The organism is Streptomyces sp. NPDC015130 (assembly GCF_043080005.1).
Lineage (GTDB): Bacteria > Actinomycetota > Actinomycetes > Streptomycetales > Streptomycetaceae > Streptomyces.
In genome coordinates this window covers 169,201-192,302 of the sequence record NZ_JBIBVC010000016.1, presented here as the reverse complement: position 1 = coordinate 192,302, position 23,102 = coordinate 169,201, and the positions used below count along the sequence as shown (strand labels likewise).

The window sequence follows — 23,102 nt, the reverse complement described above, 5'->3', positions numbered from 1 at the left end:
AGGCGTTGGTTACTTGGCGATCAGGAGAAGGGTGGCGCGGCCGTGCAGCCGGTAGACGGTTCCCGCGCCTCCGATCAGCGCCTCACTGCCCGGCTGGGCGACCTGGTTCGCGCCTTCGGCCCAGGTGGAGGTGTCGGTGACGCGGTACCAGTTCTTGCCCGCGCCCGGGGAGGGAAGCGTGAAGTCGACATCACCGGACCACCCGTTGTAGCCGACGTAGATCGCGCTGTTCGGGTCGCCGAGTTCGGTGCCGTCGTAGCGCCAGGCGAGGGCGTGGTTGTTGGGGTTGCCCCAGTAGGTGCCCTCGGGTGCGCTCCGGAGTCGAGCCGGGCGGCCCGCCGGCCGGGCCGCGCCGTCCCTGCGCGAGCCGACGGTCCGCCGCCGTCCCCTCGGCTGACGGGGATGGGCCAGGGCGGGCCCGGCCCGCCGACGGCCCGCCGCAGCCGATCCGGGGGCCGCGGCGATCACCGCGGCCCCGGGAGCGATGAACCATGCGCAGGCGCTGCGCAGAGGACGGAAGGTCGGCAAGCGGAGAAAGGGCTGCGGCACATGCTGACCTTTTGCTGACCCGAGGGGCACCTATCGTGACCCTGACCTGCGAAGACATCAAAATGCGAGATCCTGGACCTGGTCGCGGACGGTCAGCCCCAGGACGCCGAGCTCGCGCAGGCTCGTGCCATGGAGGGCCGGCGTGCTGCGTCCGTGGCAGTGGTCATGGGCTCGTTGGCGGCAAGGGCGTTGAGCACCGCTTCCTCGACGCACTGCACCGCCGCTGCGTGCAAGGGTCGATCCGGCCCCACGGCGTTCGCGGAATCACCGCGGGCCTCTGGATGCGGACGGTGCGGACTCCCTGCGAAGCAGACGACTCGCAGGGCGATAGGGGCGCCGTTCAGCAGATCTCGCGCCCCGTGGGGGATCTCCTCTTCCAGCCACTCGGCGGGGGTCCGCCCGACGATCTTCGGATGGGCGAAGAGACGTCCCGCCTTGCAGGCTGGGGCACGACACGCCGTACGCACGAGCACGAGCCCGCCCTCTCACACCGGTTCACCGGCCGGTGCGGCGGACCGTCGTGACGCGCGCTACGGGCGTTCGTCCTGCCATGGCGGCAGACCACCAGGAGAGGATTCTTGTGAACACCGCATCCGCACCGGAGACGACGGGTGCCGAGTCCCTGCTCGTCCGCGAGACGCTCAGGGCGCTGTACGGGTATGTCCGACCGCACCGGTGGACCGTCGTACTCGGTCTGCTGTTGGCGCTGGTCGGGGCCGCCGGAGGGCTGCTGCAGCCGCTGGCCACGAAGGCTCTGGTCGACCGGCTCTCGTCCGGTGGCACGCTCGCCACCATCCTGCTGGCGCTGACCGTGTTGGTGCTGCTGAGCACGGTGGCCGAGGCGTTCGGCGCCTATGTCCTGGAGCGGACGGCGGAGTCGGTGGTCCTGGCCGCACGCCGCAGCCTGATCGGCCGGCTGCTGCGGCTGCGGCTGACGGCAGTGGACCGGATGCAGCCGGGCGATCTGATGTCACGGGTGACCTCCGACACCACACTCCTGCGGGCCGTCAGCACCCAGGCCGTGGTCCACGCCGCGACCGGGGCGCTCACGCTGATCGCGGCGGTCGTGGTGATGGTGTTCCTGGACGCCGTCCTGCTCGGCGTCACCCTCGTCGTGGTCGCGGCCGTCGGCGCGGGCGCCGCCCTGGTGATGCCGAAGATCGGGCAGGCCGCCGAGCGTTCCCAGGCCGCGGTCGGGGAGATGTCCACCGGCCTGGAGCGGGCCTTCGGCGCGTTCCGCACCGTGAAGGCGTCCGGTGCCGAGCAGCGGGAGACCGCTCGCATCGAGGCGTCGGCCCGGCGGGCATGGCGCCACGGCGTGCGCGGCGCGAAGTGGGAGGCCCTGCTGGGAACGGCCGACAACCTCGCCGTCGAGCTGGCGTTCCTCGCCGTGCTCGCGGTCGGCGGGGCACGGGTGGCGTCCGGGGACATCCCCGTCTCCACGCTCATCGCCTTCCTGCTGTACCTGTTCTACCTGCTGGAGCCGGTGTACAAGCTGGTCGAGGCCGCCTCCGCGTACCAGGAGGGCGCGGCCGCGATATCCCGGATCAAGGAGGTGGACCGCCTCGCGGCGGAGCCACCGACCGCGCACCAGCGGCGGCCCCGTGCTTCGGCAGCCCTGAGGCGTCCGGCGTCGGTTCGCTTCGAGGACGTGTCCTTCCGCTACGGGCCCGGGCTGCCGTACATCCATCAGCGGGTGGACTTCGAGGTGCCGGGCGCCGGGATGACGGCCTTCGTGGGGCCTTCGGGTGCGGGCAAGTCGACGGTCTTCTCGCTCATCGAGCGGTTCTACGAGACGACCGGCGGCCGGATCCTGGTAGACGGCAAGGACATACGCCAGTGGCCGCCGGCCGAGCTGCGGTCCGCCATCGGGTACGTCGAGCAGGACGCGCCGGTCCTGGCAGGCACGCTGCGGGAGAACCTGGTCTTCAGCGCGCCCGGCGCGACGGACGACGACATCCTCGCCGTCCTCGCCCGGACCAGGCTCGACTCGTTCGTCGGGCGACTCCCGCACGGCCTGGACACCCTGGTCGGGCACCGCGGCTCGAAGCTGTCCGGCGGCGAACGCCAGCGCGTCGCGATCGCCCGCGCACTGCTGCGCAGGCCCCGGCTGCTGCTCCTGGACGAGGCGACCTCGCAGCTCGACGCCGTCAACGAGCTGGCGCTGCGGGACGTCATCGCCGAGACGGCACGCGAGACCACCGTCCTGGTGGTGGCACACCGCCTGTCGACGGTGACGGACGCCGACCGGATCGTCGTCATGGACGCCGGCCAGGTCCGCGCGATCGGCACCCACGAGGAGCTGGTGGCCGGGGACGAGCTGTACGCGCAGCTCGCCGCAACCCAGCTCCTGCTCCCGGCCGAGCGCTCCGGCCGCTGAAAGGAAGGAGTCTTTCGGCTGCCCCCGCCACACGGCGGGGGCAGCCTTGCTGCACGGCGAAGTGGCACCGGACAGCCGTCGGATCTGAGGCACCCGACGATGCGTGAGGCTGACGGCAGAGCCTGCGTCACCAAGCGCTTTGCTCTTTCGATAGCCAGCACGCTGCCGAGGGTCGGCAGGATCACGCGCGGATCGCGATCCGGTCCTTGGCTGCCGGCCCGCCAGACCGCTCATCGGCTCACGACGGCCGGCGATCAGCATCAGCGAGAACCCGGCGAGGGTGGCGAACAGGACCGACGCGTTGACCGTCGGCCACGAACCGCACCCAGGTACCCACCCCGGTCGTGGCCCCAAGCGGCGGGCCGATGTGCACGACGTACGTACCGAACACCGTCGGCACGCAGGCCAGATCCACCCCGGCCAGGTGCCCCGTCAAGGGCTTCCCGGCGGACTCGGACGAGGTACGGATTCGTGGAGGCGAGTTCTCCCGCGGAGACGACGTCGCTGCGGCGGCTGTACCTGCGCCTCACGAAGAACCTCCCAGTGCGGTACGGACGCGGGCCATCCGGCAGGCTTCGGTCATACCCCGCCGACCGGCGGGTCAGGAGGGACGGGTGACTGCCGCGTGGGGCAGGCCGTCGGGCGCCGTAACCATCGATCCGTCCGACGACGCGTGCGGCCTCCCCCTGAGGGACGGAATACCTGTCCAGGAGGGGGAGGCCGGTGATCAGCGGAGCGTCCAGCGGGCGGCGCGTGGGCTGCCAGGCCCGCGCGGGTCATGAGGGCCGGTCGTCCCGGCCCGGCCTCATCGGATGTGCTTCGCCGGCTTGGTGGCAGTGTTGAGCAACGCCTCCAGCGGTCCTCGACGGAAGAAGCGGGACCAGACCGCGGCGAACGCGATCGCTCCGAGGATGAACAGGAGCACGGGGATCCAGGACGTCTGGCTGCTTTCGCCGGCCGATACGCCGAGCATGGACTGGGCGAGGAAGTGACCGACGTAGGCCGTCAGGGACATGGTGCCCACGGCGATGACGGGTTTCGCCAGGCTGCGCAGTCGCGGCAGGCGGTCGATGAGCACCGTCGCGCCTACGATCACGAGGATGGCGACGCCGACGCTGCCGATGATGTCGAAGGTGGTGCCGCTGTGCGGCCCGGCGGACAGCAGCTCCGAGGCGGTCCGCCGGGGGGCCTCGAAGGATCCGCTGCCGAAGGACGACGCCTTCTCGAACCCGGCGGACGACTTCCCGTCCTCTGCCGCGCTCCGCAGCGCGTCCTTGCCCGCCAGGAGCAAGGACAGGCCGTACGCGCCGGCGGTCAGGGCGGCGCCGAGCGCGGCCAGGCGCCGCTGGACGGGGACGGCCGACAGGTCCAGGCGGGCCAGTGCCATGCCGGCGACGACGAACGACATCCAGGTGATCGTCGGGTAGAAGCCGGTGAGCAGCAGGTCGAGCACGCCGACCTCGCTGATCTTCTTGAGCGGGTCGTAGGCGTCGATGGCCTGCTGGACGGACTCGCTGAGCCCCGAGTTCAGGACGAACGCCAGCTGGGGTGTGACGAGCGCAAGCCCGGCGGCGGTGATCGCCAGTGTCTTGGCGGACAGCCGCAGGAGGGGCAGGGCGAGGAGGAAGTACACGCCGTAGAAGCCGAGGATGATCACACCTCCGTACTCCATCGCCAGCACCGTGCCCAGTGCCAGGAGGACCACGGCGCGGATCGCGATCCTGGCCTTCGCCTGTCGGCCCGCCAGGCCGGTCTTCGGCTCACGGCGCCCGGCGATCAACATCAGCGAGAACCCGACGAGGGTGGCGAAGAGGACCGACGAGTGCCCGTCGGCCAGATATCGGACCCAGGTGCCGACGCCGTGCGTGGACGAGAGCACCGGGCCGATGTGGACGATGTACATGCCGAACACCGCCAGCGCGCGGGCCAGGTCCACCCCGACCAGGCGTCCCGTCGAGGGGCCCGCAGAGGGCTTCCTGGCGGACTCGGTCGAAGTGCGGGGCACTGCAGGCGCGTTCTCCTGCGGCGGCTGTGTCTGTGTCATACGGACAATCTCCGGGCGCCGCCAGGAAGCGGACCATCCGACGGGCTTCGGTGAGATCCCCGCCGACCGGCCGGGACCAGCCCCGCCGGGTGGCGGAACAGCGCCCAGGACGGTTCGCGGGCCCGGACGGCCCACCGTCCTATTTGATGACGGCGTTGGCCACCACGACCACGAGGCCGAGCAACGCGTCCACCGTGCCGATCCTCACGGCGGAGCCCCAGGTGCGACCGGCGGCGCGCGCCGCGGACAGCCCCCAGGCGAACAGCAGCACCATGTTCACGGCGAAGACCACGCACTCGACGTCCGCCGTGGGCCACCATCCCCAGGCGGCGCCGAGCAGCACGCCCAGCGTCGGCACCGTCGCCACCACCAACGGCCACTCGGACAGCAACAGCCGCACCCCGGCGCGCACACCGTGATGAGTCCGGTCGCCACGCAGGGCCATCAGATGCGCGTAGCCGTGGGCCAAGGCCGAGGCGAAAGCCGTCACCAGGAGCCATTGGGCGCTGTTCAACCGGTCGGCGGGCGCCGTCTCACCCTGTTCCGTCAGGGCGGCCACCATGGAACTGGCCAGCACCGCCCCGTACACACCTCCGAAGAGCACAGGGGGTCGCGCCGCACAGCGACGCAGAGCGCGGACAGGCTGACGCAGGAACGGGCGGGGCATGACGGGTCGTCCTCGAACGGTACGGAAGCGGTTGGGGCCCACGGACTCGTGCGGGCTCATGGACCGACTCCAGCGGACGAGGACGACGGACACCATCCGCCGTTCTTCGTGCACCTGCCCGCCGACGGACCGGATCGTCCCTCCGAACGGCTGGAGCCGACCCGCCGGATGTCCACACTCCACCGTCGTCGCGCCACCGCGTACCCTGCCGGACGTACTGTCGGCGGCAGGCGATCACCGTACAAGAGCGTGAACGCGCCGGTGCGGGTGCCGACACGGATCGCCGAGAGGCCTGACGGAGTAGACGAATGCAAGGCGGGACGCCGGTGATCCGGGTAGTGGTGGTGGACGACGAGGCCCTGGTGCGGTCCGGTTTCCAGATGATCCTGAACGCGTCCGACGGCATCGAGGTCGTCGCGACCGCGGAGGGGGCGCAGGCGGCCGACGTCATCCGACGCGAGAGGCCGGACGTCGTACTCCTCGACATCCGCATGCCGGACGTGGACGGCCTGACCGTCCTGCGGAAGATCCAGGAACTGCCCGAACCGCCGCACGTGGCCATGCTGACCACCTTCGACACCGACGAGTACATCCTCACCGCGCTGCGGTCGGGTGCCGCCGGCTTCCTGCTCAAGGACACCGAGCCCGAGCAGCTCGCCCAGCTCGTGCGTACCCTGGCCGCCGGCGGGGTGGTGATGTCCCCGAAAGCCTCACGCGCGCTGCTGCGCGGTCACCCCGGGGCGGGAGCACCCCAGGACGCGGAGGTGGCACGCGTGAACCTGCTCAGCGACCGGGAGCGCGCCGTCCTCGTCCTGGTCGCGGAAGGACTGTCCAACGCCGAGATCGGCACCCGTATCCATCTGAGCGCGGGCACCGTCAAGGACCACGTCAGCTCGATCCTGAACAAACTGCGGGTCGCCGGCCGTGTCCAGGCCGCACTGCTCGCCGAGCGCGCCGGACTGCTCGGCAGGAACGGCGACAACCCGTCGCGGGACAACGGGCGATGAGCACGGGCCGGGCGCTGTGGGGCCGCGTACCCCCCTGGGCCGTCGACGGGGGTCTCGTCGTCCTCGCGGTGCTCGACGCCTGGGTCAACCTCTACGGCGAGGGGACCCCTCTCGTCTGGGCCTGCGTGGCCCTCGGCAGCACGGCACTGTTGCTGCGCAGGCGCTTCCCGCTTGCCGTCTTCCTGCTCACCCTGCCCATGACCCTGTTCATGGACGTCGCGGTCGCGCCGATCACCGCCCTGTACACACTGGCCGCGTCCACCCGCAACCGACCGATGCTGGCCGGCTGTGCCCTGCTCAACGCAGGGGTGGACACCCTCGTCTGGCCGTTGTCCGACGCGTTCGACGGCGACCGAACCTGGACCCTCGTCCAGTTCGTCTACACGCTGGCCACCGCCGTCGCCCCCGTGCTGTTCGGCCAGCTCGTGCAGGCCAGGCACGACGTGGCGCGCCAGCTCGTCGAGGTCGAGGAGGCCCGGGAACACGAACGGGCCCTGCACGCCCAGACCGTCCTCGCCCGCGAACGCGCCCAGCTGGCCCGCGAGATGCACGACGTCGTCTCCCACCAGGTCAGCCTGATCGCCGTACAGGCCGGAGCCCTGCAGGTCGCCGCGAAGGACGCCGACTCCCGCGAGGCCGCCCGCACCATCCGCACCCTGAGCGCGAACACCCTCGACGAGCTGCGCCACATGGTCACGCTGCTCCGCGCCTCCGGCGGCAAGGCAACCGAACTCACCCCCCAGCCCACCCTCGCCGACCTCCGGCAGCTGGTCGCCAACAGCGGCATCGAGGCCACCCTGGTGGGGGAGCTCCCCATCGGCATCAGCACCACCGCTCAGCGCACCGTCTACCGTACGGTCCAGGAAGCCCTCACCAACGTGCGCAAGCACGCTCCCGGAGCCCGTGCCGAGGTGCGCCTGTGGCACGACGCGCACCACTTCGGCGTCACCGTCTCCAACACCGCCCCCACCCGCCCGACCGTCGCCCTGCCCAGCGCACGCCACGGCCTCATCGGCCTGAAAGAACGCGCCGAACTCCTCGACGGCACCCTCACCGCCGAATCCACCCCACAGGGCGGCTACACGATCGAACTACGAGCCCCCGCCCGGTCCGACTGAGCTGGCCGCGCAAGCAGCCCGCAAGGCGTGTCGGCAACGGGTCGCCCCTCCGGGTGGAGGCCGTGGCACCTGCCGGGGCCGCAGGCATCGTGCCTGCGGCCCCGCTCGGGGGGAGGGTCAGGACGGGTCGCCGTACTGGAGGCCGCGTCCGTTGGTGCCGACGTAGACGCGGCCGTAGGTGTCGGGGTCGCCGGTGACGACGCCGACACCTCCGATGGCGCCCCACTGGTGGGCGTCGTCGTTGCCCCGGAGCCAGGTGGCCGCTACCGCGCCGGCGCCCTGGAGACCATGGACTACCTGCTGGGGCGCAACGCCCTGGGCCTGTCCTACGTCACCGGCCACGGCGAGGCGTCTTCGCAGAACCAGCACCACCGGTTCTGGGCACACCAGCTGGACTCCTCGCACCAGCGGCGGGGCCGGCATCGGGAGTGGTCTCAACTCACTGGCGAAGTCTCCCTACGAAGCTGACGACTTCGCACGGGTTCGCTGGAACTCCTGCCAGTACGACTCCGGCGACTGCCTGCCCCCCAAGGGCTTCACCCTCGCACCGCCCTGTCGCGATGAAATCGGCCTCCTCCGGCCGCGACGCACCGGTGCGCGACCGCACACTCAGGCCGATACTTGCCCCATCATGCACAAATGCAAAGAGCACCCAGCACAAGCCGACCTTGACAGGTAGTCATGAAAGTCAGCGACAGGTCAGCATCAGTACCGCTCGAAACCGCCCCCGGGCGCCATGAACCGCCAAGCTCAATGACCGGCCTCACCCATTCTGACCTGCTAAAAGCCTGCTCAGCCACATGCCTGCTAGTCTCACCAGGAGGTATCCATGAGGATGCTGATCAACGTTCCTGAGACCGTCGTCGCCGACGCGCTGCGTGGGATGGCGGCCGCTCATCCGGAGCTGACCGTGGACGTGGAGCGGCAGATCGTTCTGCGGCGGGACGCTCCCGTGGCCGGGAAGGTCGCCCTGGTCTCCGGAGGCGGGTCCGGGCACGAGCCCTTGCACGGTGGGTTCGTGGGGCCGGGGATGCTGTCGGCCGCGTGCCCCGGGGCGATCTTCACGTCGCCCGTGCCGGACCAGATGGTGCGGGCCGCGGCCGCCGTGGACAGTGGTGCCGGGGTGCTGTTCGTCGTCAAGAACTACACCGGCGACGTGCTCAACTTCGAGATGGCGGCCGAGCTCGCCGAGGACGAGGGCATCCAGGTCGCGAAGGTCCTCGTCGACGACGACGTCGCGGTGTCGGACAGTCTGTACACGGCGGGGCGGCGCGGGACCGGGGGCACGCTGTTCGTCGAGAAGATCGCGGGGGCCGCCGCCGAGGAGGGCGCCCCGCTGGAGCGGGTGGAGGCGATCGCCCGTCGGGTGAACGCGCGCTGCCGGTCCTTCGGGGTCGCGCTGAGCGCCTGCACCACCCCCGCCAAGGGGAGTCCGACCTTCGAACTGCCGGACGGCGAGCTGGAGTTGGGTGTGGGGATCCACGGCGAGCCGGGGCGTGAGCGGCGCGGCATGATGACCTCGCGGGAGATCGCGGACTACGCCGTCGACGCCGTGGTCGAGGACCTGCGACCGTCCGGACCGGTGCTCGCGCTGGTCAACGGGATGGGCGGGACGCCGCTGCTCGAACTGTACGGGTTCAACGCCGAGGTGCAGCGGGTGCTGGGCGAGCGCGGGATCCCGGTGGCCCGGACCCTCGTCGGGAACTACGTGACCTCGCTCGACATGGCCGGCTGCTCCGTGACCCTGTGCGAGGCGGACGAGGAGCTCCTGCGGCTGTGGGACGCGCCGGTGCGGACGCCCGCGCTGCGGTGGGGGCGGTGATTCCGCGTATGGGAGAGGGAGAAGCGGCGGGAGAGGGAGCAGGAGTGGGAGAGGTGGCGGGGGTGGTCGAGATGGTGGGCGCTCCGTTCTTGGTGCGGTGGCTGGAGGCTTCGGCCGTGGCCGTCGACCGTGAGGCCGGGCGGCTCACCGAGCTCGACTCGGCGATCGGCGACGCCGACCACGGCGCCAACCTGAAGCGCGGGTTCGGGGCCGTGGCCGAGCTGCTCGCCAAGGAACCGCCCGCGACGCCCGGCGCCGTCCTCGTCGCCGCCGGACGGCAGCTGATCTCCACCGTCGGCGGGGCTTCGGGACCCCTGTACGGGACCCTGCTGCGGCGCGCGGGGAAGGCCCTGGGCGAGGACGAGCGCGTCGGCCGGGAGCGGCTGGCCGAGGCGTTGGGTGCCGGTGTGGCCGCCGTGTCCCAGTTGGGCGGCGCCCAGGTGGGTGACAAGACGATGCTGGACGCGCTCGTCCCGGCCGTGGAGGCGCTGCGGACCTCCTTCGCCGCCGCGCGCACCGCGGCGGAGGAGGGCGCCCTCGCGACCGTACCCCTCCAGGCGCGCAAGGGCCGGGCCAGTTATCTCGGCGAGCGGTCGATCGGGCACCAGGACCCCGGGGCGACCTCTTCGGCGCTGCTGTTCGCCGCGCTCGCCGAGACGGCCGGCGCGGAGGGTGCCGCGTGAGCGGGGCGGCGCCGGTCGGCATCGTGCTGGTCTCGCACAGCGCGGCCGTCGCGGCCTCGGTCGCGGAGCTGGCGCAGGGCCTCGCGGGCGGCGGTGCGACCGCGCCGGTCCTCCCCGCGGGCGGGCTGCCCGGCGGTGGTCTCGGGACGAGCGCCGAGCTGATCAGCGCGGCGGCGAAGTCCGCGGACGGGGGAGCCGGGGTGGCGATCCTGGTCGACCTGGGCAGTGCGGTCCTGACCGTGAAGGCGCTGCTCGCCGAGGGCAACGAGCTGCCGGAGGGTGCCCGGCTGGTCGACGCCCCCTTCGTCGAGGGCGCGGTCGCGGCGCTGGTCACGGCGAGCGCGGGCGGGGATCTCGACGCGGTGGCCGCCGCGGCCTCGGAGGCGTACGCCTACCGCAAGGAGTGAGTGAGTGAGCGAGCGATGGGTCCGGGAGGGGAGCCTCCGCTTGATAGGCAAGTGAATGGTTGCCTATGGTGGAGGCGTGGCCGACGACCTCTTCAAAGCATTGGCCGACCCCACCCGTCGCACCATCCTCGACGAGCTCACCGAGAAGTCCGGGCAGACACTGTTCGAGATCTGTTCGCGGCTGAGCATGAAGCACCGGCTCGGCCTCTCGCGCCAGGGGGTCTCCCAGCACCTCGCGGTGCTGGAGGCCGCCGGGCTCGTCGAGACCAGGCGGGAGGGCCGCTACAAGTTCCACGACCTGAACACGGCCCCGCTCCGGCACATCGCCGAGCGGTGGCCCGTGCGCGACACCCCCGGACCGGAGAAGGGCACCTCATGAAGATCCATCTGACCAGCGTCTTCGTCGACGACCAGGCCAAGGCCGAGCACTTCTACACCGAGATCCTCGGCTTCGTGAAGAAGCACGACGTCCCGCTGGGCGAGACGGACCGGTGGCTCACCGTCGTCTCGCGCGACGAGCCCGGCGGCACCGAGCTGCTCCTGGAGCCCTCCGGCCACCCCGCGGTCAAGCCGTACCGTGACGCGCTCGTCCAGGACGGCATCCCGCTGGCCCAGTTCGCGGTCGACGACGTGCGGGCGGAGTACGACCGGCTGCGCGGTCTCGGCGTCCGGTTCACCCAGGAGCCCCTGGAGATGGGGCCCGTCACCACCGCCGTCTTCGACGACACCTGCGGGAACCTGATCCAGATCGCCACCGTGCCGCAGTAGACGGCGGAAGCGGTCCGGGCGGCCGACGGGCCGCCCGCTCCCTCCTCCGTCAGTCGACGACGGCGTCGGCCTCGATCTCGACGAGCCACTCGGGGTCGATGAAGCGCGAGACCTCGACGAAGGTCGTGACCGGGCGAATCTCCGCGAAGCGCTCCCCGTGGGCCCGGGCGGCCTCCTTCCAGCGGGTCACGTCGGTGAGCATGATCCGCGTCCGGACCACGTCCTCCAGCGACGCCCCCGCTGCCTTCAGCGCCGCCTCCGCGATGTCCAGACACCTGACGGTCTGCCCGTACACGTCGCCTCGCGCCACGTTCGTCCCGCCGTCGCCGATGGGGGCCGTCCCGGCGACCGCCACGTGCGCCCCCTTTCGAACAGCCCGGGAAAACCCGATCTCCGGTTGGAGCGGTGAGCCGGAACTGACCGTCTGTCGGACATTCCCCGTCGCTTCGTACTCCTTCGCGTTGTGATGTACCTGGTCAACGCACTAGTGTCACAGGGCCTTGGTGTACGGGAAACCGGTGCAGTACCGGTGCGGCCCTCGCCACTGTGATCGGGAGTTCCGGCTCCACACCCGCGGGAGACACCTTCGGGCAAGCCACTGGACCGTTGCGGGAGACCGCCACGGTGTGGGAAGGCGGAGTCGGGACGTATGACCGTCAGCCAGGAGACCGGCCAGGGTGCGTTGTCCATCCACGAGGTGCTGGAGAGGGTCTCCCGATCATGCATATAGCCGAGGGGTATCTGCCCCCCGTTCACGCCGCCGCCTGGGGCGTCGCGGCCGCTCCGTTCGTCGTCCACGGGGTTCGCGCGCTCACCCGCGAGGTGCGGTCCAACCCCGAGTCCACACTGCTGCTCGGCGCCTCCGGCGCCTTCACGTTCGTCCTGTCCGCGCTCAAGCTCCCCTCCGTGACCGGCAGTTGCTCGCATCCGACGGGTACGGGTCTCGGCGCGATCCTGTTCCGGCCGCCGATCATGGCGGTCCTCGGGACGATCACCCTGCTCTTCCAGGCCCTGCTGCTCGCCCACGGCGGGCTCACCACGCTCGGCGCCAACGCCTTCTCCATGGCGATCGTCGGGCCCTGGGCGGGGTACGGGACCTATCTGCTGGTGCGCAGGCTCGGCGCGCCGCTGATGGTCGCCGTCTTCTTCGGCGCGTTCGTCGCCGACCTCTCCACGTACTGCGTCACGAGCGTGCAGCTCGCGCTGGCCTTCCCCGACCAGGGCAGCGGCGTCATGGGCGCGCTCGCCAAGTTCGGCGGCATCTTCGCCGTGACCCAGATCCCGCTGGCGGTCAGCGAGGGCCTGCTCACCGTGCTCGTGATGCGGCTGCTCACGCAGTCCAGCAAGGGCGAGCTGACCCGACTGGGCGTCCTGACCCGGTCCGCCACGAAGCGACACGAGGAGGCGACCGCGCGATGAGCTTCACCGTCAGCCGGAACACGAAGATCAACGCCCTGTTGCTGCTCGTCGTCGCCGCTCTCGCGGTGCTGCCGCTCGCGCTGGGGCTCGGCGACCACAAGGAGGAGCCGTTCACCGGGGCGGACGCGGAGGCCGAGACCGCGATCACGGAGCTCCAGCCCGACTACGAGCCCTGGTTCAGCCCCCTGTACGAGCCGCCGTCCGGGGAGATCGAGTCGGCGCTCTTCGCCCTCCAGGCCGCGCTGGGCGCCGGCGTCCTCGCGTACTACTTCGGTGTGCGGCGCGGGCGTCGGCAGGGTGAGGCCCGCGCCCTCGCGAGGACGGCCGGCCTCGACGAGGGAGGGGCTGAGGGGGCCGACGCCCCCGTGCCTTCGGTCCCCGCACCCGGCAGCAAGGACGCGTAGCCGCCCATGCTGCCGATCGACGCGGCGGCGCACAGCAGTCGGTGGCGCCGCCGCCATCCCGCCGAGAAGGCCCTGCTCGGCTTCGGGCTCACGCTGTGCGCGGTGTGTCTGCCGCCGTGGCCGGGTGCCGTGCTCGTCGCGGCGGCCACGCTCGCGGTCCTGCTCGGCCCGGCCGGGGTCGCGGGCCGTCAGCTGTGGCGGGCGTTCCGCGTGCCGCTCGGCTTCTGCGTGACGGGTGCGGTGCCGCTGCTCTTCGAGGTGGGCGGAGCGCGGGGGTTCGTGGCCCTCGCGCCCGGCGGGCCCGTCCACGCGGGCGAGCTGCTGCTGCGGACCGCGGCCGCCTCGCTGGGGGTGCTGCTCTTCGCGTTCACGACGCCCGTGTCCGACGTGCTCCCCCGGCTCGTCCGCGCGGGCGTGCCGGCTCCCGTGGTGGACGTGGCGCTCGTGATGTACCGGATCATCTTCCTGCTCCTCGACTCGCTGTCCAAGATCCGCCAGGCGCAGGCCGCCCGGCTCGGGCACACGACGCGGGCGGCGACCTGGCGCTCGCTCGCCGGGCTCGGCGCGACCTCGTTCGTGCGCGCCTTCGACCGGGCGCAGCGCCTGCAGTCGGGGCTCGCCGGGCGCGGCTACGACGGGACGCTGCGGGTGCTGGTCCCCGCGGCCGCGGTCTCCCGCCGGTTCCTGACGGCGGCCGTCGGGCTGCTCTGCGGGCTCGTCGCCCTCACCCTCGTACTCGAAAGGTTCCTGCCGTGACGTCTCCGACGACCTCCGCGACCCCTGTGGTGGAGCTGGTGAAGGCGGGTTTCGCCTACGAGGACGGGCCGGCCGTCCTGTCCGGTGTGGACTTCGCGGTGGCGGAGGGGCGGGCCATCGCGCTGCTCGGGCGGAACGGCAGCGGCAAGACGACGCTGCTGCGGCTGCTCAGCGGGGGGCTGCGGCGCGGGAGCGGGTCGCTGCTCCTGGACGGGGCGGAGGTGACGTACGACCGGAAGGGGCTGACCCGGCTGCGGACGACCGTGCAGCTCGTGGTGCAGGACCCGGACGACCAGCTGTTCGCGGCCTCGGTCGGCCAGGACGTGTCCTTCGGGCCGATGAACCTGGGGCTGCCGGAGGAGGAGGTACGGATCCGGGTGCGCGAGGCCCTGGAGGCGCTGGACATCGTGGCCCTGGAGGACCGGCCGACGCACCTGCTGTCGTACGGGCAGCGGAAGCGGGCGGCGATCGCCGGGGCCGTGGCGATGCGGCCCCGGGTGCTGATCATGGACGAGCCGACGGCAGGGCTCGATCCGCACGGTCAGGAGCGGCTCCTCGACGCCCTCGCGCGGCTCCGTGCCTCCGGGACGACGGTGGTGATGGCGACGCACGACGTGGACCTCGCGCTGCGCTGGGCGGACGAGGCCGCGGTGCTCTCCCCCGCCGGTCTGCGGACCGGGCCGGTCGCCGAGCTCCTCGGGGACGACGCGCTGCTCGACGCGGCGCGGCTGCGGCGGCCCTGGGGGACGTCCGTGGCCCGGCTGCTGCGTGCCCACGGGCTGCTCGCGCCGGACGCGCCCGAGCCCCGGACGCCGGAGGAGCTGGATGCGTGGGCGGCTGCCCAGCCGCTTGCTACCGAGTAGTAGAAATCACGTGCCGATTGTTCTGCAACTAGTTGCAGAAGGGTGGGGGGTCCCTTAGAACTGAGGTCGACCGATCCTGCGCGAGGAGGCGCCCTCATGACCTCGACCCCGGCCCCCACCACCCCGTACCCGCATCTGCTGAGCCCGCTCGACCTCGGGTTCACGACCCTGCCCAACCGGGTGATCATGGGGTCGATGCACGTCGGCCTGGAGGAGACGGAGCACGGCTTCGAGCGCATGGCCGCCTTCTACGCGGAGCGCGCCCGCGGCGGCGTCGGCCTGATCGTCACCGGCGGCATCGCGCCCAACGAGGCCGGCCGCCCCTGGGACGGCGGGGCCAAGCTCACCACGGCGGAGGAGGTGGCCGAGCACCGGCTGATCACCGACGCCGTGCACGGGGCCGGCGGCCGGATCGCGATGCAGATCCTGCACTTCGGCCGGTACGCCTACCACCCCGCCCTCGTCGGACCGAGCCCGATCCAGGCGCCGATCAGCCCCTTCGTACCGAACGAGCTGACCGACGCCGAGGTCGAGCAGACCGTCGAGGACTACGCCCGCTGCGCCGAGCTCGCCAAGGAGGCGGGCTACGACGGTGTGGAGGTCATGGGCTCCGAGGGCTACCTCATCAACGAGTTCATCGCCGCGGCCACCAACCGACGGACCGACCGGTGGGGCGGCTCCTACGAGAACCGCGTCCGCTTCCCGCTGGAGATCGTCCGCCGGATCCGCGAGCGGGTGGGCGAGGACTTCATCCTCGTCTACCGCCTCTCCATGCTGGACCTCGTCCCCGGCGGCTCCACGCTGGAGGAGGTCGTCCAGCTCGCCAAGGAGATCGAGGCGGCCGGCGCCACCATCATCAACACCGGCATCGGCTGGCACGAGGCGCGCATCCCCACCATCGCCACCTCCGTGCCGCGCGGCGCGTACACCTGGGTCACGAAGAAGCTGATGGGCGCGGTCTCCGTCCCGCTCGTCACCAGCAACCGCATCAACACCCCCGAGGTCGCCGAGGAGATCCTCGCCGACGGCCGGGCCGACCTGGTCTCGCTGGCGCGCCCCTTCCTCGCCGACCCCGCCTTCGTCGCGAAGGCCGCCGAGGACCGCGCCGACACGATCAACACCTGCATCGGCTGCAACCAGGCCTGCCTCGACCACACCTTCAACCTGAAGATCACCTCCTGCCTGGTCAACCCGCGCGCCTGCCACGAGACCGAGCTCGTCCTCTCCCCCACCCGCCTCGCCAAGCGCGTCGCGGTGGTCGGCGCGGGTCCCGCCGGGCTCTCCTGCGCGGTGTCGGCGGCCGAGCGCGGCCACTCCGTGACCCTCTTCGACGCCGCCGCCGAGATCGGCGGCCAGCTCAACGTCGCCAAGCGCGTGCCGGGCAAGGAGGAGTTCGACGAGACCCTCCGCTACTTCCGCGTGCAGCTCGCCGAGCGCGGGGTCGACGTGCGCCTGAACACGTACGTCTCCGCCGCCGATCTGGCCGACTACGACGAGGTCGTCGTCGCCACCGGCGTCTCCCCCCGCACCCCCGACATCGCCGGTGTCGACCACCCGAGCGTGGTCAGCTACCTGGACGTGCTGCGGGACGGCGCGCCGGTCGGCGAGCGCGTCGCGATCATCGGCGCGGGCGGCATCGGCTTCGACGTCGCGGAGTTCCTCACGGACGGCGGCGAGGGCGCGAGCCAGGACCCCGAGACGTACTTCCGCCAGTGGGGCGTGGACACCACGTACGAGAACCGGGGCGGACTGCGCGCTCCCGAGCGCACCGCGCCGCCGCGCCAGGTGCACCTGCTCCAGCGCAAGACCAGCAAGGTCGGCGCGGGCCTCGGCAAGACGACGGGCTGGATCCACCGCACCGAGCTCAAGCACCGGGGCGTCGCCATGGTCGCGGGTGTGTCGTACGAGCGCATCGACGACGAGGGTCTGCACGTGACCATCGACGGCGAGGCCCAGCTCCTGCCGGTGGACACGATCGTCCTCTGCTCCGGCCAGGAGCCCCGGCGGGACCTGCACGAGGAGCTGGTCGCCGCCGGGCGCTCGGCGCACCTGATCGGCGGCGCCGACGTCGCCGCCGAGCTGGACGCCAAGCGCGCGATCGACCAGGGCACGCGGCTCGCCGCCACCCTGTGATCCGGGTGTGGGGACCGCGAGGCCGTGGTCCCCGCACCGTGGTCCCCACGCCGTGATCCGTCCGGCCGGCCGAACCTAGGATGCGAGCATGTCCCTCCCGCACGCGATCCTCACCGCGTTGCTCGAGAAGCCGTCCTCCGGCCTCGAACTGACGCGCCGCTTCGACAAGTCGATCGGCTACTTCTGGTCGGCCACGCACCAGCAGATCTACCGCGAGCTGGGCAAGCTGGAGCAGGCTGGGCACATCCGCGCCCTGCCCGCTCCGGTGCCCGCGCGCGGGCAGAAGAAGGAGTACGAGGTACTGCCCGCCGGCCGGGGGGAGCTGGGCGACTGGGTCGCCAAACCCGAGGACCCGAAGCCGATGCGGTCCGCCCTGCTGCTGCGGATGCGGGCCGCCGCGATCGTCGGCGCCGACGGGCTGCGAGCCGAGCTGGAGCGCCACCTCGCCCTGCACCAGGAGCAGTTGGACGAATACCTCGCGATCGAGGAGCGCGACTTCCCGGCGGAACGGCGCCGCACCGAACCGGACCGGCTGCGCCATCTCGTCCTGCGCGGCGGGGTGGATCTGGAGCGGTTCTGGGTGGAGTGGCTGACGGGGGCGCTGGCGGAGCTGGGGAGCTCGGACACGCCCTGACGGCGGTACTCCGCGGTCGCTGACGCCGGGAGGCCCGGTTCCGCTCACGCCGGGTGGCCCGGGGCCAGGTCACGCCGGGTGGCCCGGGGCCAGGTCACGCCGGGTGGCCCGGGGCCAGGTCACGCCGGGTGGCCCGGGGCCAGGTCGCGGACGTCGCCGTATCTCAGCGGTGGGGGCGGTGGCTCGGCGACGGACGCCGCCAGTTCGACGGGGGTCAGGACGAAGCCCTCGTGGTCGCCGCCCGGGAGGACCGCCTCGACCCGGCCGGTGAACCAGACCCGTACGTCCGACAGTACGGGGCTGCCGTCGTGCCCGGGCCGCCATGCGACCCGGGCGAATTTGTCGACACGGTCACCGGTCTCACCGCCGAACAGCTCGGCGAGGGCCCGCTGCTCGCGGGCCGGCACGTGCACCGTGAGGTGACGGGCCTCGCGTGCCACGCCGTGCGTGTGGTTCAGCGTGGACAGCCACACCACGAACCGCGGCGGACGGATGGAACACGGGGACGCGAAGCCGACGAGGCAGCCCGCCCGCCGGCCGCCCGAGGCCGCCGTGACCACGTACATCGTGTCGTTCAGGGCGCCGGCGAAGTCACCCAGGTCCGGCGGCTCACCGCGCACGGTGGTCTACCAGTAGTGGGCTCGGCCTCCGACCGCGTGGCCGGCCGCTCCGAGGATCCAGAGGACGGCGCCGATGACGAGCAGGACGATTCCGATGGTCCAGATGATGGAGACACCGGTGAGGAATCCGATGAGAAGGAGTATGAGGCCGACGAGGATCATGATGTGTCCCGGTCTCTCGTAGGGGGCCCGGCCCGGGGTGGGACCGCGGGCTCACGGTCGAGGATGCCGCTGGTCGCGTCACCCATGGACCGCGTATGCCCCCGTCCCGCGGTTGTAAGGGTCTCCAGCGGCACGTTCTCGGATTCGTCGCCGGTCGGGCGCTCGCACGGCGGGCGCGCCGGTGGCGGGTTTCATGGCGCGGGATCGCGGCTACTCGCCCGGTATGACACGAATCGGGTACACGATGATGACCGAGCAGGCAGGTCCGCGTGAGCTGGTGTCCCACGTGGTGGCGGCGGAGAGCGCCGGTTTTGACTTCTCCGTCGTGTCCGACCACTCGTTCCCGTGGCTGGCGGAGCAGGGGCACGCTCCCTACGCGTGGACCGTCCTGGGCGCGGCCGCCCAGGCCACCGACACGATCCCGCTCATGACGTACGTGACCTGTCCGACGTTCCGGTACCACCCGGTGGTCGTCGCGCAGAAGGCGGCCACGACGCAGATCCTGTCCGAGGGCCGCTTCCGGCTGGGCCTCGGGTCGGGCGAGAACCTCAACGAGCACGTCGTCGGGGCCGGCTGGCCCGCCGCGCACGTGCGCCTGGAGATGCTGGAGGAGGCGGTCGGGATCATCCGCCGGATGTTCGCCGGCGAGGACGTGAACCACCACGGCGCGCACTTCGACGTCGCGAACGCCAGGCTCTGGGACCTGCCCGAGGAGCCGCCGCCGATCGGGGTGGCCGTCTCCGGGCCCCGCTCCTGCGCGCTCGCCGGCCGGAGCGCGGACCTCGTGATCGCCACGGAACCGGAGCGCGAGCTCCTGGACGCCTTCGACGAGCACGGCGGAGCGGGCAAGCCGCGCATCGGCCAGCTGCCCGTCTGCTACGACCCCGACCGCGAGGCCGCCGTGACCCGGGCGCACGAGCAGTTCCGCTGGGCACTGGGCGGCTGGCCGGTCAACGCGGAACTCCCCGGCCCGACCAGCTTCGACCAGGCCTCGCGGCGCACCCGGCCGGAGGACGTCGCCGAGGCCGTCCCGTGCGGCGACGACGTGGACGCCTTCGTCGACGCGGTGCGCCCGTACGTGGCGGCGGGATTCACCGAGGTCGCCCTCGTGCAGATCGGCGGCGACCGGCAGCTGCCGTTCCTGAAATGGGCCGAGGCGGAACTGCTGCCCGCCCTGCGGAACCTCTGAGGAGGCCACGGTCATGAACCGCGCCGCTCTCTTCGACGTCGACGGAACCCTCACCGACACCAACCACCTGCACGTCGTCTCCTGGTGGGAGGCGCTGCGGCAGTCCGGGCACCGGGTCCCGGCGCACGCCGTCCACCGGGCGATCGGCCTGCCCGGGGGCGACCTTCTCGACCACCTGCTCGGCGAGGACCGGGACCGTGACGGCGACGAACGGCTGGGCGCCGCCCACGACACCCTGTACGCCACGTACTTCGACCGCCTGGCCCCGCTGGACTCCGCCGCCGAGCTCCTGCGCGCCCTGTCGGACGACGGCTGGAAGGTCGTCCTGGTCACCTCCGCGAAGGACCGCGAGCTCACGGCGCTGCGCCGGGCCGTCGACGCCGACGACGCCATCACCGACACGGCGACCTCGGAGGACGTGGAGCGGGGGAAACCCGCGCCCGATCCCGTGCGCCACGCCCTCGAACTGGTCGAGGCACGGCCCCGGTCCGCCGTGTTCGTCGGCGACTCCGTCTGGGACATGAAGGCGGCCTCCCGGGCCGGGGTGACCGCCGTCGGCCTGCTGTGCGGCGGCACGCCCCGCGCGGAGCTGGAGGAGGCGGGCGCGGCCGCCGTCTACCGCGACCCGGCCGAGCTGCTGGCGCGTCTCGGCGACAGCCCGCTCTCGCGGCGGTCGGCCGCTTGAGCCGCGGGCCGCACGGCTGAACGGATCGCGACGAATGTCCCGTGTGTCACGGGGTACGCGCGGGGCGACCGCGCTTTGTCCCGCGACGACGAGCAGGAGGAAGGAAGCGCCATGAGCATGGTGAAGCAGACCATCGACGTCGACGTCCCGCTGCGGACCGCGTACAACCAGTGGACGCAGTTCGAGGAGTTCCCGAACTTCATGGAGGGCGTCGAGGACGTCACGCAGGTCGACGACCGCCACTGTCACTGGCAGACCAAGGTCGCCGGTGTCCGCCGCGAGTTCGACACCGAGATCGTCGACCAGCTGCCCGACGAGCGCATCTCGTGGCGGACGGTCGGGGGTGACGTCCGGCAGAAGGGCGTCGTCACCTTCCAGCGCCTCGACCCGAGCCACACCCGGGTGAGCCTGGCGATGGACATGGAACCGGACGGCATGGCGGAGAAGGCCGCCGACGCCCTCGGGGTCCTGGACCGTCGGGTCAAGGGCGACCTGAAGCGCTTCAAGGGCTTCATGGAGGACCACGGGCACGAGACCGGCGCCTGGCGCGGCCGCATCCGGCCCTCGGACGGCGCCGCCGGGGGCGCCGCCGCGCCGATGACACCGTCCGACGCGCCCGTACGGGAGGCACCCGGACCGATGCGGACGCCGCCCGCGCGCGGGCAGGAGTCCTGGCCCCTCCCCGGTGAGCCCGGCGACCCCGGACTGCGCTGACCGTCCGCTCCGGCCTCTCGGCGCAGGCCGCCCGCACCGGCGGCCTGCGTCGCCCCCTCTCCCGGCCGTCCGTGCCGAGACCGAGGTGGGCAGCCTGATGACCTCTCCCGACGAACTGCCGCGCACGACGAACGCGCTGAGGCGGTGGCGGAGGTGACCCGGGGGGGTTCAGGCCCTTCCGGTCTCCGCTCGCCGCCAGGCCGCCTCCCGCAGCAGGCGCAGGCCGTTGAGGCCCACCAGGACGGTCGAGCCCTCGTGGCCGGCGACGCCCAGGGGCAGCGGCAGGTGGCCGGCGAGGTCCCAGACGACCAGGGCGCCGATGCAGACGCCCGCGATGACCAGGTTCTGGACGACCAGGCGGCGGGCCCTGCGCGAGAGGGCCACGACGGCGGGGATCGCGCCGAGTTCGTCGTGGACGACGACCACGTCCGCGGTCTCCAGGGCCAGGTCGGAGCCGGCCCGGCCCATGGCGACGCCCGCGTGGGCGGCGGCGAGGGCCGGAGCGTCGTTGACGCCGTCGCCGACGAGCAGCACCTTCGCGCCCGCCCGCTCCCACTCCCGTACCGCCTCCGCCTTCTCGTGCGGGAGGAGTCCGGCGCGGACGTCGTCGATGCCCGTCTCCGCGGCGACCCGGGCGGCCGCGCCCGCGTTGTCGCCGGTCAGCAGGGTGGGGGCGGTGCCGGCGAGCCGGCCGAGGGCGGCGACGGCCCCCGGGGCGCCCTCGCGGAGCCGGTCGGAGAACTCCAGTACGGCGGCCGGGGCTCCGTCGACGAGGACCTCGACGGCGGTGTCGCCGTGGGTGCCGGAGGCCCGGTGGACCCGTACCTCGTGGCCGTCGACCACGGCCCGTACGCCCTTCCCCGGCTCAGCGGCGAAGTCGGTCGCCTCGGGCAGGCGCAGGCCTCGCGCGCGGGCCTCGGCGACCACGGCGCGGGCCAGCGGGTGCTCGCTGGGGAGTTCGGCCGCGGCGGCGAGGGCGAGGGCGGTCGCGTCGCCGCGTACGGCCGTCACCCGGGGGGTGCCCTCGGTGAGGGTGCCCGTCTTGTCGAGCGCCACCCGGTCGACCGCGCCGAGCCGTTCCATGACGACCGCGGACTTCACGAGGACGCCGTGGCGCCCGGCGGTGGCGATGGCGGAGAGCAGCGGGGGCATGGTGGCGAGGACGACCGCGCAGGGCGAGGCGACGATCATGAAGGTCATCGCGCGCAGCAGGGCCTCGGTGAGGTCCTCGCCGAAGGCGACGGGCAGGCCGAAGAGCGCGAGGGTGGCGACGACGACGCCGACGGAGTAGCGCTGTTCGATCTTCTCGACGAAGAGCTGCGTGGGGGCCTTGGTGGCGCCGGCCTCCTCGACGAGGGCGACGATCCGGGCGACGACGAAGTCGCCGGGGTCCTTGTCCACGCGGACGCGCAGCGCCCCGGTGCCGTTGAGGCTGCCCGCGAAGACCTCGTCGCCGGGCGTCGCGGGGGCGGGGAGCGGTTCGCCGGTGATGCCCGCCCGGTCGATGTCGCTCGCGCCGCTGAGGACGGTGCCGTCGGCCGGGAGGCGTTCCCCCGGTCGTACGAGGACGGTGTCGCCGGGTCTGAGGGCGGTGGCCTCGACGGTCTCCTCGTACGCCCCGGCTCCCGTGAGGCGTACGGCGGTGGCGGGCGCGAGGTCGAGGAGGCCTCGTACGGAGTCGGCCGTCCGGCGGGTGGCGAGGGCCTCCAGCGCTCCGGAGACGGCGAAGATCACGATGAGGAGCCCGCCGTCGAGGTACTGGCCGATGGCGGCGGCCCCGAGCGCGGCGACCACCATCAGCAGGTCCACGTCGAGCGTCCGCTCGCGCAGCGCCCGAAGGCCTTCCAGGGCCGGTTCCCAGCCTCCGGCGGCGTAGCAGACCGCGTACAGCGGCCCCCAGGCCCAGGCGGGTGCTCCCGCCAGGTCGAGGGGGAAGGCCACGAGGAAGGCGAGGGCGGCGAGCGCGGCCCAGCGCACCTCGGGGAGGGCGGTGGCGCGGGTACGCCGGACGGCTCGGACCGAGGCCGGGGCGTGGGGCGCGGCCTGGGCGGTGTCCAGCTCCGGGAGGGCCATGGGGC

Annotated in this window: 23 protein-coding genes, 4 pseudogenes and 1 riboswitch; of the genes and pseudogenes, 19 read left to right on the top strand and 8 right to left on the bottom strand. The window is 72.5% G+C overall.

What is annotated here, in order from left to right; genetic code table 11:
• Positions 1-9 precede the first annotated feature (9 nt).
• Positions 10-528, bottom strand: a complete 519-nt coding sequence (locus ACF08F_RS29015; protein ID WP_392301478.1) for a hypothetical protein — start codon at positions 526-528, stop codon at positions 10-12.
• 601 nt (positions 529-1,129) lie between these two features.
• Between ACF08F_RS29015 and ACF08F_RS29010 the strand changes: the two genes are divergently transcribed.
• Complete coding sequence (locus tag ACF08F_RS29010) at positions 1,130-2,929, top strand: ABC transporter ATP-binding protein (RefSeq protein ID WP_392301477.1); 1,800 nt, start codon at positions 1,130-1,132, stop codon at positions 2,927-2,929.
• Between the two features lie 146 nt (positions 2,930-3,075).
• Here ACF08F_RS29010 and ACF08F_RS29005 read toward each other — a convergent pair.
• The 3 genes and pseudogenes from ACF08F_RS29005 to ACF08F_RS28995 form a co-directional block, all read right to left on the bottom strand.
• Positions 3,076-3,359 (bottom strand): annotated as a pseudogene (locus ACF08F_RS29005) (hypothetical protein); the annotation flags it as partial.
• A gap of 375 nt (positions 3,360-3,734) precedes the next feature.
• Complete coding sequence (locus ACF08F_RS29000) at positions 3,735-4,973, bottom strand: DUF418 domain-containing protein (RefSeq protein ID WP_392301476.1); 1,239 nt, start codon at positions 4,971-4,973, stop codon at positions 3,735-3,737.
• 139 nt (positions 4,974-5,112) lie between these two features.
• On the bottom strand, positions 5,113-5,550 hold the full coding sequence (locus ACF08F_RS28995; protein WP_364280543.1) for a hypothetical protein: 438 nt from the start codon (positions 5,548-5,550) through the stop codon (positions 5,113-5,115).
• Between the two features lie 416 nt (positions 5,551-5,966).
• On the opposite strand from ACF08F_RS28995, the gene ACF08F_RS28990 reads away from it, so the two are divergent.
• The 9 genes and pseudogenes from ACF08F_RS28990 to ACF08F_RS28950 all read left to right on the top strand — a co-directional run bounded on the left by ACF08F_RS28990 (position 5,967) and on the right by ACF08F_RS28950 (position 11,445).
• Positions 5,967-6,647, top strand: a complete 681-nt coding sequence (locus tag ACF08F_RS28990; protein ID WP_392301475.1) for a response regulator — start codon at positions 5,967-5,969, stop codon at positions 6,645-6,647.
• On the top strand, positions 6,644-7,765 hold the full coding sequence (locus tag ACF08F_RS28985; protein ID WP_392301474.1) for a sensor histidine kinase: 1,122 nt from the start codon (positions 6,644-6,646) through the stop codon (positions 7,763-7,765). Before ACF08F_RS28990 ends, ACF08F_RS28985 begins: the two co-directional genes overlap by 4 nt.
• A gap of 258 nt (positions 7,766-8,023) precedes the next feature.
• Positions 8,024-8,161 (top strand): annotated as a pseudogene (locus tag ACF08F_RS28980) (glycoside hydrolase family 9 protein); the annotation flags it as partial.
• Positions 8,162-8,168: 7 nt separating this feature from the next.
• Positions 8,169-8,306 (top strand): annotated as a pseudogene (locus tag ACF08F_RS28975) (endonuclease); the annotation flags it as partial.
• Positions 8,307-8,594: 288 nt separating this feature from the next.
• A complete protein-coding gene (dhaK, locus tag ACF08F_RS28970; protein WP_392301473.1) occupies positions 8,595-9,587 on the top strand; it encodes a dihydroxyacetone kinase subunit DhaK in 993 nt (330 codons plus the stop codon).
• Between the two features lie 71 nt (positions 9,588-9,658).
• On the top strand, positions 9,659-10,270 hold the full coding sequence (gene dhaL, locus ACF08F_RS28965; RefSeq protein WP_392301504.1) for a dihydroxyacetone kinase subunit DhaL: 612 nt from the start codon (positions 9,659-9,661) through the stop codon (positions 10,268-10,270).
• Positions 10,267-10,677 carry a PTS-dependent dihydroxyacetone kinase phosphotransferase subunit DhaM gene (locus tag ACF08F_RS28960; protein WP_392301472.1) on the top strand — a complete coding sequence of 137 codons (411 nt, stop codon included), beginning with the start codon at positions 10,267-10,269 and terminating at the stop codon, positions 10,675-10,677. The genes dhaL and ACF08F_RS28960 overlap by 4 nt, the downstream gene beginning before the upstream one ends.
• A 76-nt stretch (positions 10,678-10,753) precedes the next feature.
• Entirely contained in the window at positions 10,754-11,056 is a 303-nt protein-coding gene (locus ACF08F_RS28955) for an ArsR/SmtB family transcription factor (protein ID WP_392301471.1), read from the top strand.
• Positions 11,053-11,445: a VOC family protein gene (locus tag ACF08F_RS28950; protein WP_392301470.1), complete on the top strand. Its 393-nt coding sequence runs from the start codon at positions 11,053-11,055 to the stop codon at positions 11,443-11,445. The genes ACF08F_RS28955 and ACF08F_RS28950 overlap by 4 nt, the downstream gene beginning before the upstream one ends.
• Positions 11,446-11,494: 49 nt before the next feature.
• On the opposite strand, the gene ACF08F_RS28945 is transcribed toward ACF08F_RS28950, so the two are convergent.
• The gene (locus ACF08F_RS28945) at positions 11,495-11,836 is read right to left on the bottom strand and encodes a Rid family hydrolase (RefSeq protein ID WP_392301503.1); all 342 of its coding nucleotides are present in this window, start codon (positions 11,834-11,836) and stop codon (positions 11,495-11,497) included.
• 65 nt (positions 11,837-11,901) lie between these two features.
• A riboswitch (cobalamin riboswitch) is annotated at positions 11,902-12,137 on the top strand.
• Between the two features lie 28 nt (positions 12,138-12,165).
• Here ACF08F_RS28945 and ACF08F_RS28940 point away from each other — a divergent pair.
• The 6 genes from ACF08F_RS28940 to ACF08F_RS28915 all read left to right on the top strand — a co-directional run bounded on the left by ACF08F_RS28940 (position 12,166) and on the right by ACF08F_RS28915 (position 17,654).
• Positions 12,166-12,864, top strand: coding sequence for an energy-coupling factor ABC transporter permease (locus ACF08F_RS28940; protein WP_359678408.1), 699 nt, complete (start codon positions 12,166-12,168; stop codon positions 12,862-12,864).
• Positions 12,861-13,268 carry an energy-coupling factor ABC transporter substrate-binding protein gene (locus ACF08F_RS28935; protein ID WP_392301469.1) on the top strand — a complete coding sequence of 136 codons (408 nt, stop codon included), beginning with the start codon at positions 12,861-12,863 and terminating at the stop codon, positions 13,266-13,268. Before ACF08F_RS28940 ends, ACF08F_RS28935 begins: the two co-directional genes overlap by 4 nt.
• 6 nt (positions 13,269-13,274) lie before the next feature.
• The gene (gene cbiQ, locus ACF08F_RS28930) at positions 13,275-14,024 is read left to right on the top strand and encodes a cobalt ECF transporter T component CbiQ (RefSeq protein WP_392301468.1); all 750 of its coding nucleotides are present in this window, start codon (positions 13,275-13,277) and stop codon (positions 14,022-14,024) included.
• Entirely contained in the window at positions 14,021-14,887 is an 867-nt protein-coding gene (locus ACF08F_RS28925) for an ATP-binding cassette domain-containing protein (RefSeq protein WP_392301467.1), read from the top strand. The genes cbiQ and ACF08F_RS28925 overlap by 4 nt, the downstream gene beginning before the upstream one ends.
• Before the next feature lie 96 nt (positions 14,888-14,983).
• Positions 14,984-17,020: an FAD-dependent oxidoreductase gene (locus ACF08F_RS28920; protein WP_392301466.1), complete on the top strand. Its 2,037-nt coding sequence runs from the start codon at positions 14,984-14,986 to the stop codon at positions 17,018-17,020.
• Positions 17,021-17,108: 88 nt separating this feature from the next.
• Complete coding sequence (locus ACF08F_RS28915) at positions 17,109-17,654, top strand: PadR family transcriptional regulator (RefSeq protein ID WP_392301465.1); 546 nt, start codon at positions 17,109-17,111, stop codon at positions 17,652-17,654.
• A gap of 119 nt (positions 17,655-17,773) precedes the next feature.
• Here the strand turns inward: ACF08F_RS28915 and ACF08F_RS28910 are convergent, their stop codons facing one another.
• Together ACF08F_RS28910 and ACF08F_RS28905 are read right to left on the bottom strand one after the other, a co-directional pair.
• Positions 17,774-18,220, bottom strand: coding sequence for a flavin reductase family protein (locus ACF08F_RS28910; RefSeq protein ID WP_392301502.1), 447 nt, complete (start codon positions 18,218-18,220; stop codon positions 17,774-17,776).
• A 60-nt stretch (positions 18,221-18,280) separates the two neighbouring features.
• The gene (locus ACF08F_RS28905; RefSeq protein WP_392301464.1) at positions 18,281-18,436 is read right to left on the bottom strand and encodes a DUF6131 family protein; all 156 of its coding nucleotides are present in this window, start codon (positions 18,434-18,436) and stop codon (positions 18,281-18,283) included.
• A gap of 223 nt (positions 18,437-18,659) precedes the next feature.
• Here ACF08F_RS28905 and ACF08F_RS28900 point away from each other — a divergent pair, with 223 nt between their 5' ends.
• The 3 genes and pseudogenes from ACF08F_RS28900 to ACF08F_RS28890 all read left to right on the top strand — a co-directional run.
• Entirely contained in the window at positions 18,660-19,625 is a 966-nt protein-coding gene (locus tag ACF08F_RS28900) for an LLM class F420-dependent oxidoreductase (protein ID WP_392301463.1), read from the top strand.
• Between the two features lie 13 nt (positions 19,626-19,638).
• Positions 19,639-20,310, top strand: a complete 672-nt coding sequence (locus tag ACF08F_RS28895) for an HAD family hydrolase (protein WP_392301462.1) — start codon at positions 19,639-19,641, stop codon at positions 20,308-20,310.
• A 111-nt stretch (positions 20,311-20,421) separates the two neighbouring features.
• A pseudogene (locus ACF08F_RS28890) lies at positions 20,422-20,883 on the top strand (SRPBCC family protein); the annotation flags it as partial.
• 309 nt (positions 20,884-21,192) lie between these two features.
• On the opposite strand, the gene ACF08F_RS28885 reads toward ACF08F_RS28890, so the two are convergent.
• A complete protein-coding gene (locus tag ACF08F_RS28885) occupies positions 21,193-23,097 on the bottom strand; it encodes a heavy metal translocating P-type ATPase (protein ID WP_392301461.1) in 1,905 nt (634 codons plus the stop codon).
• Positions 23,098-23,102: the final 5 nt, after the last annotated feature.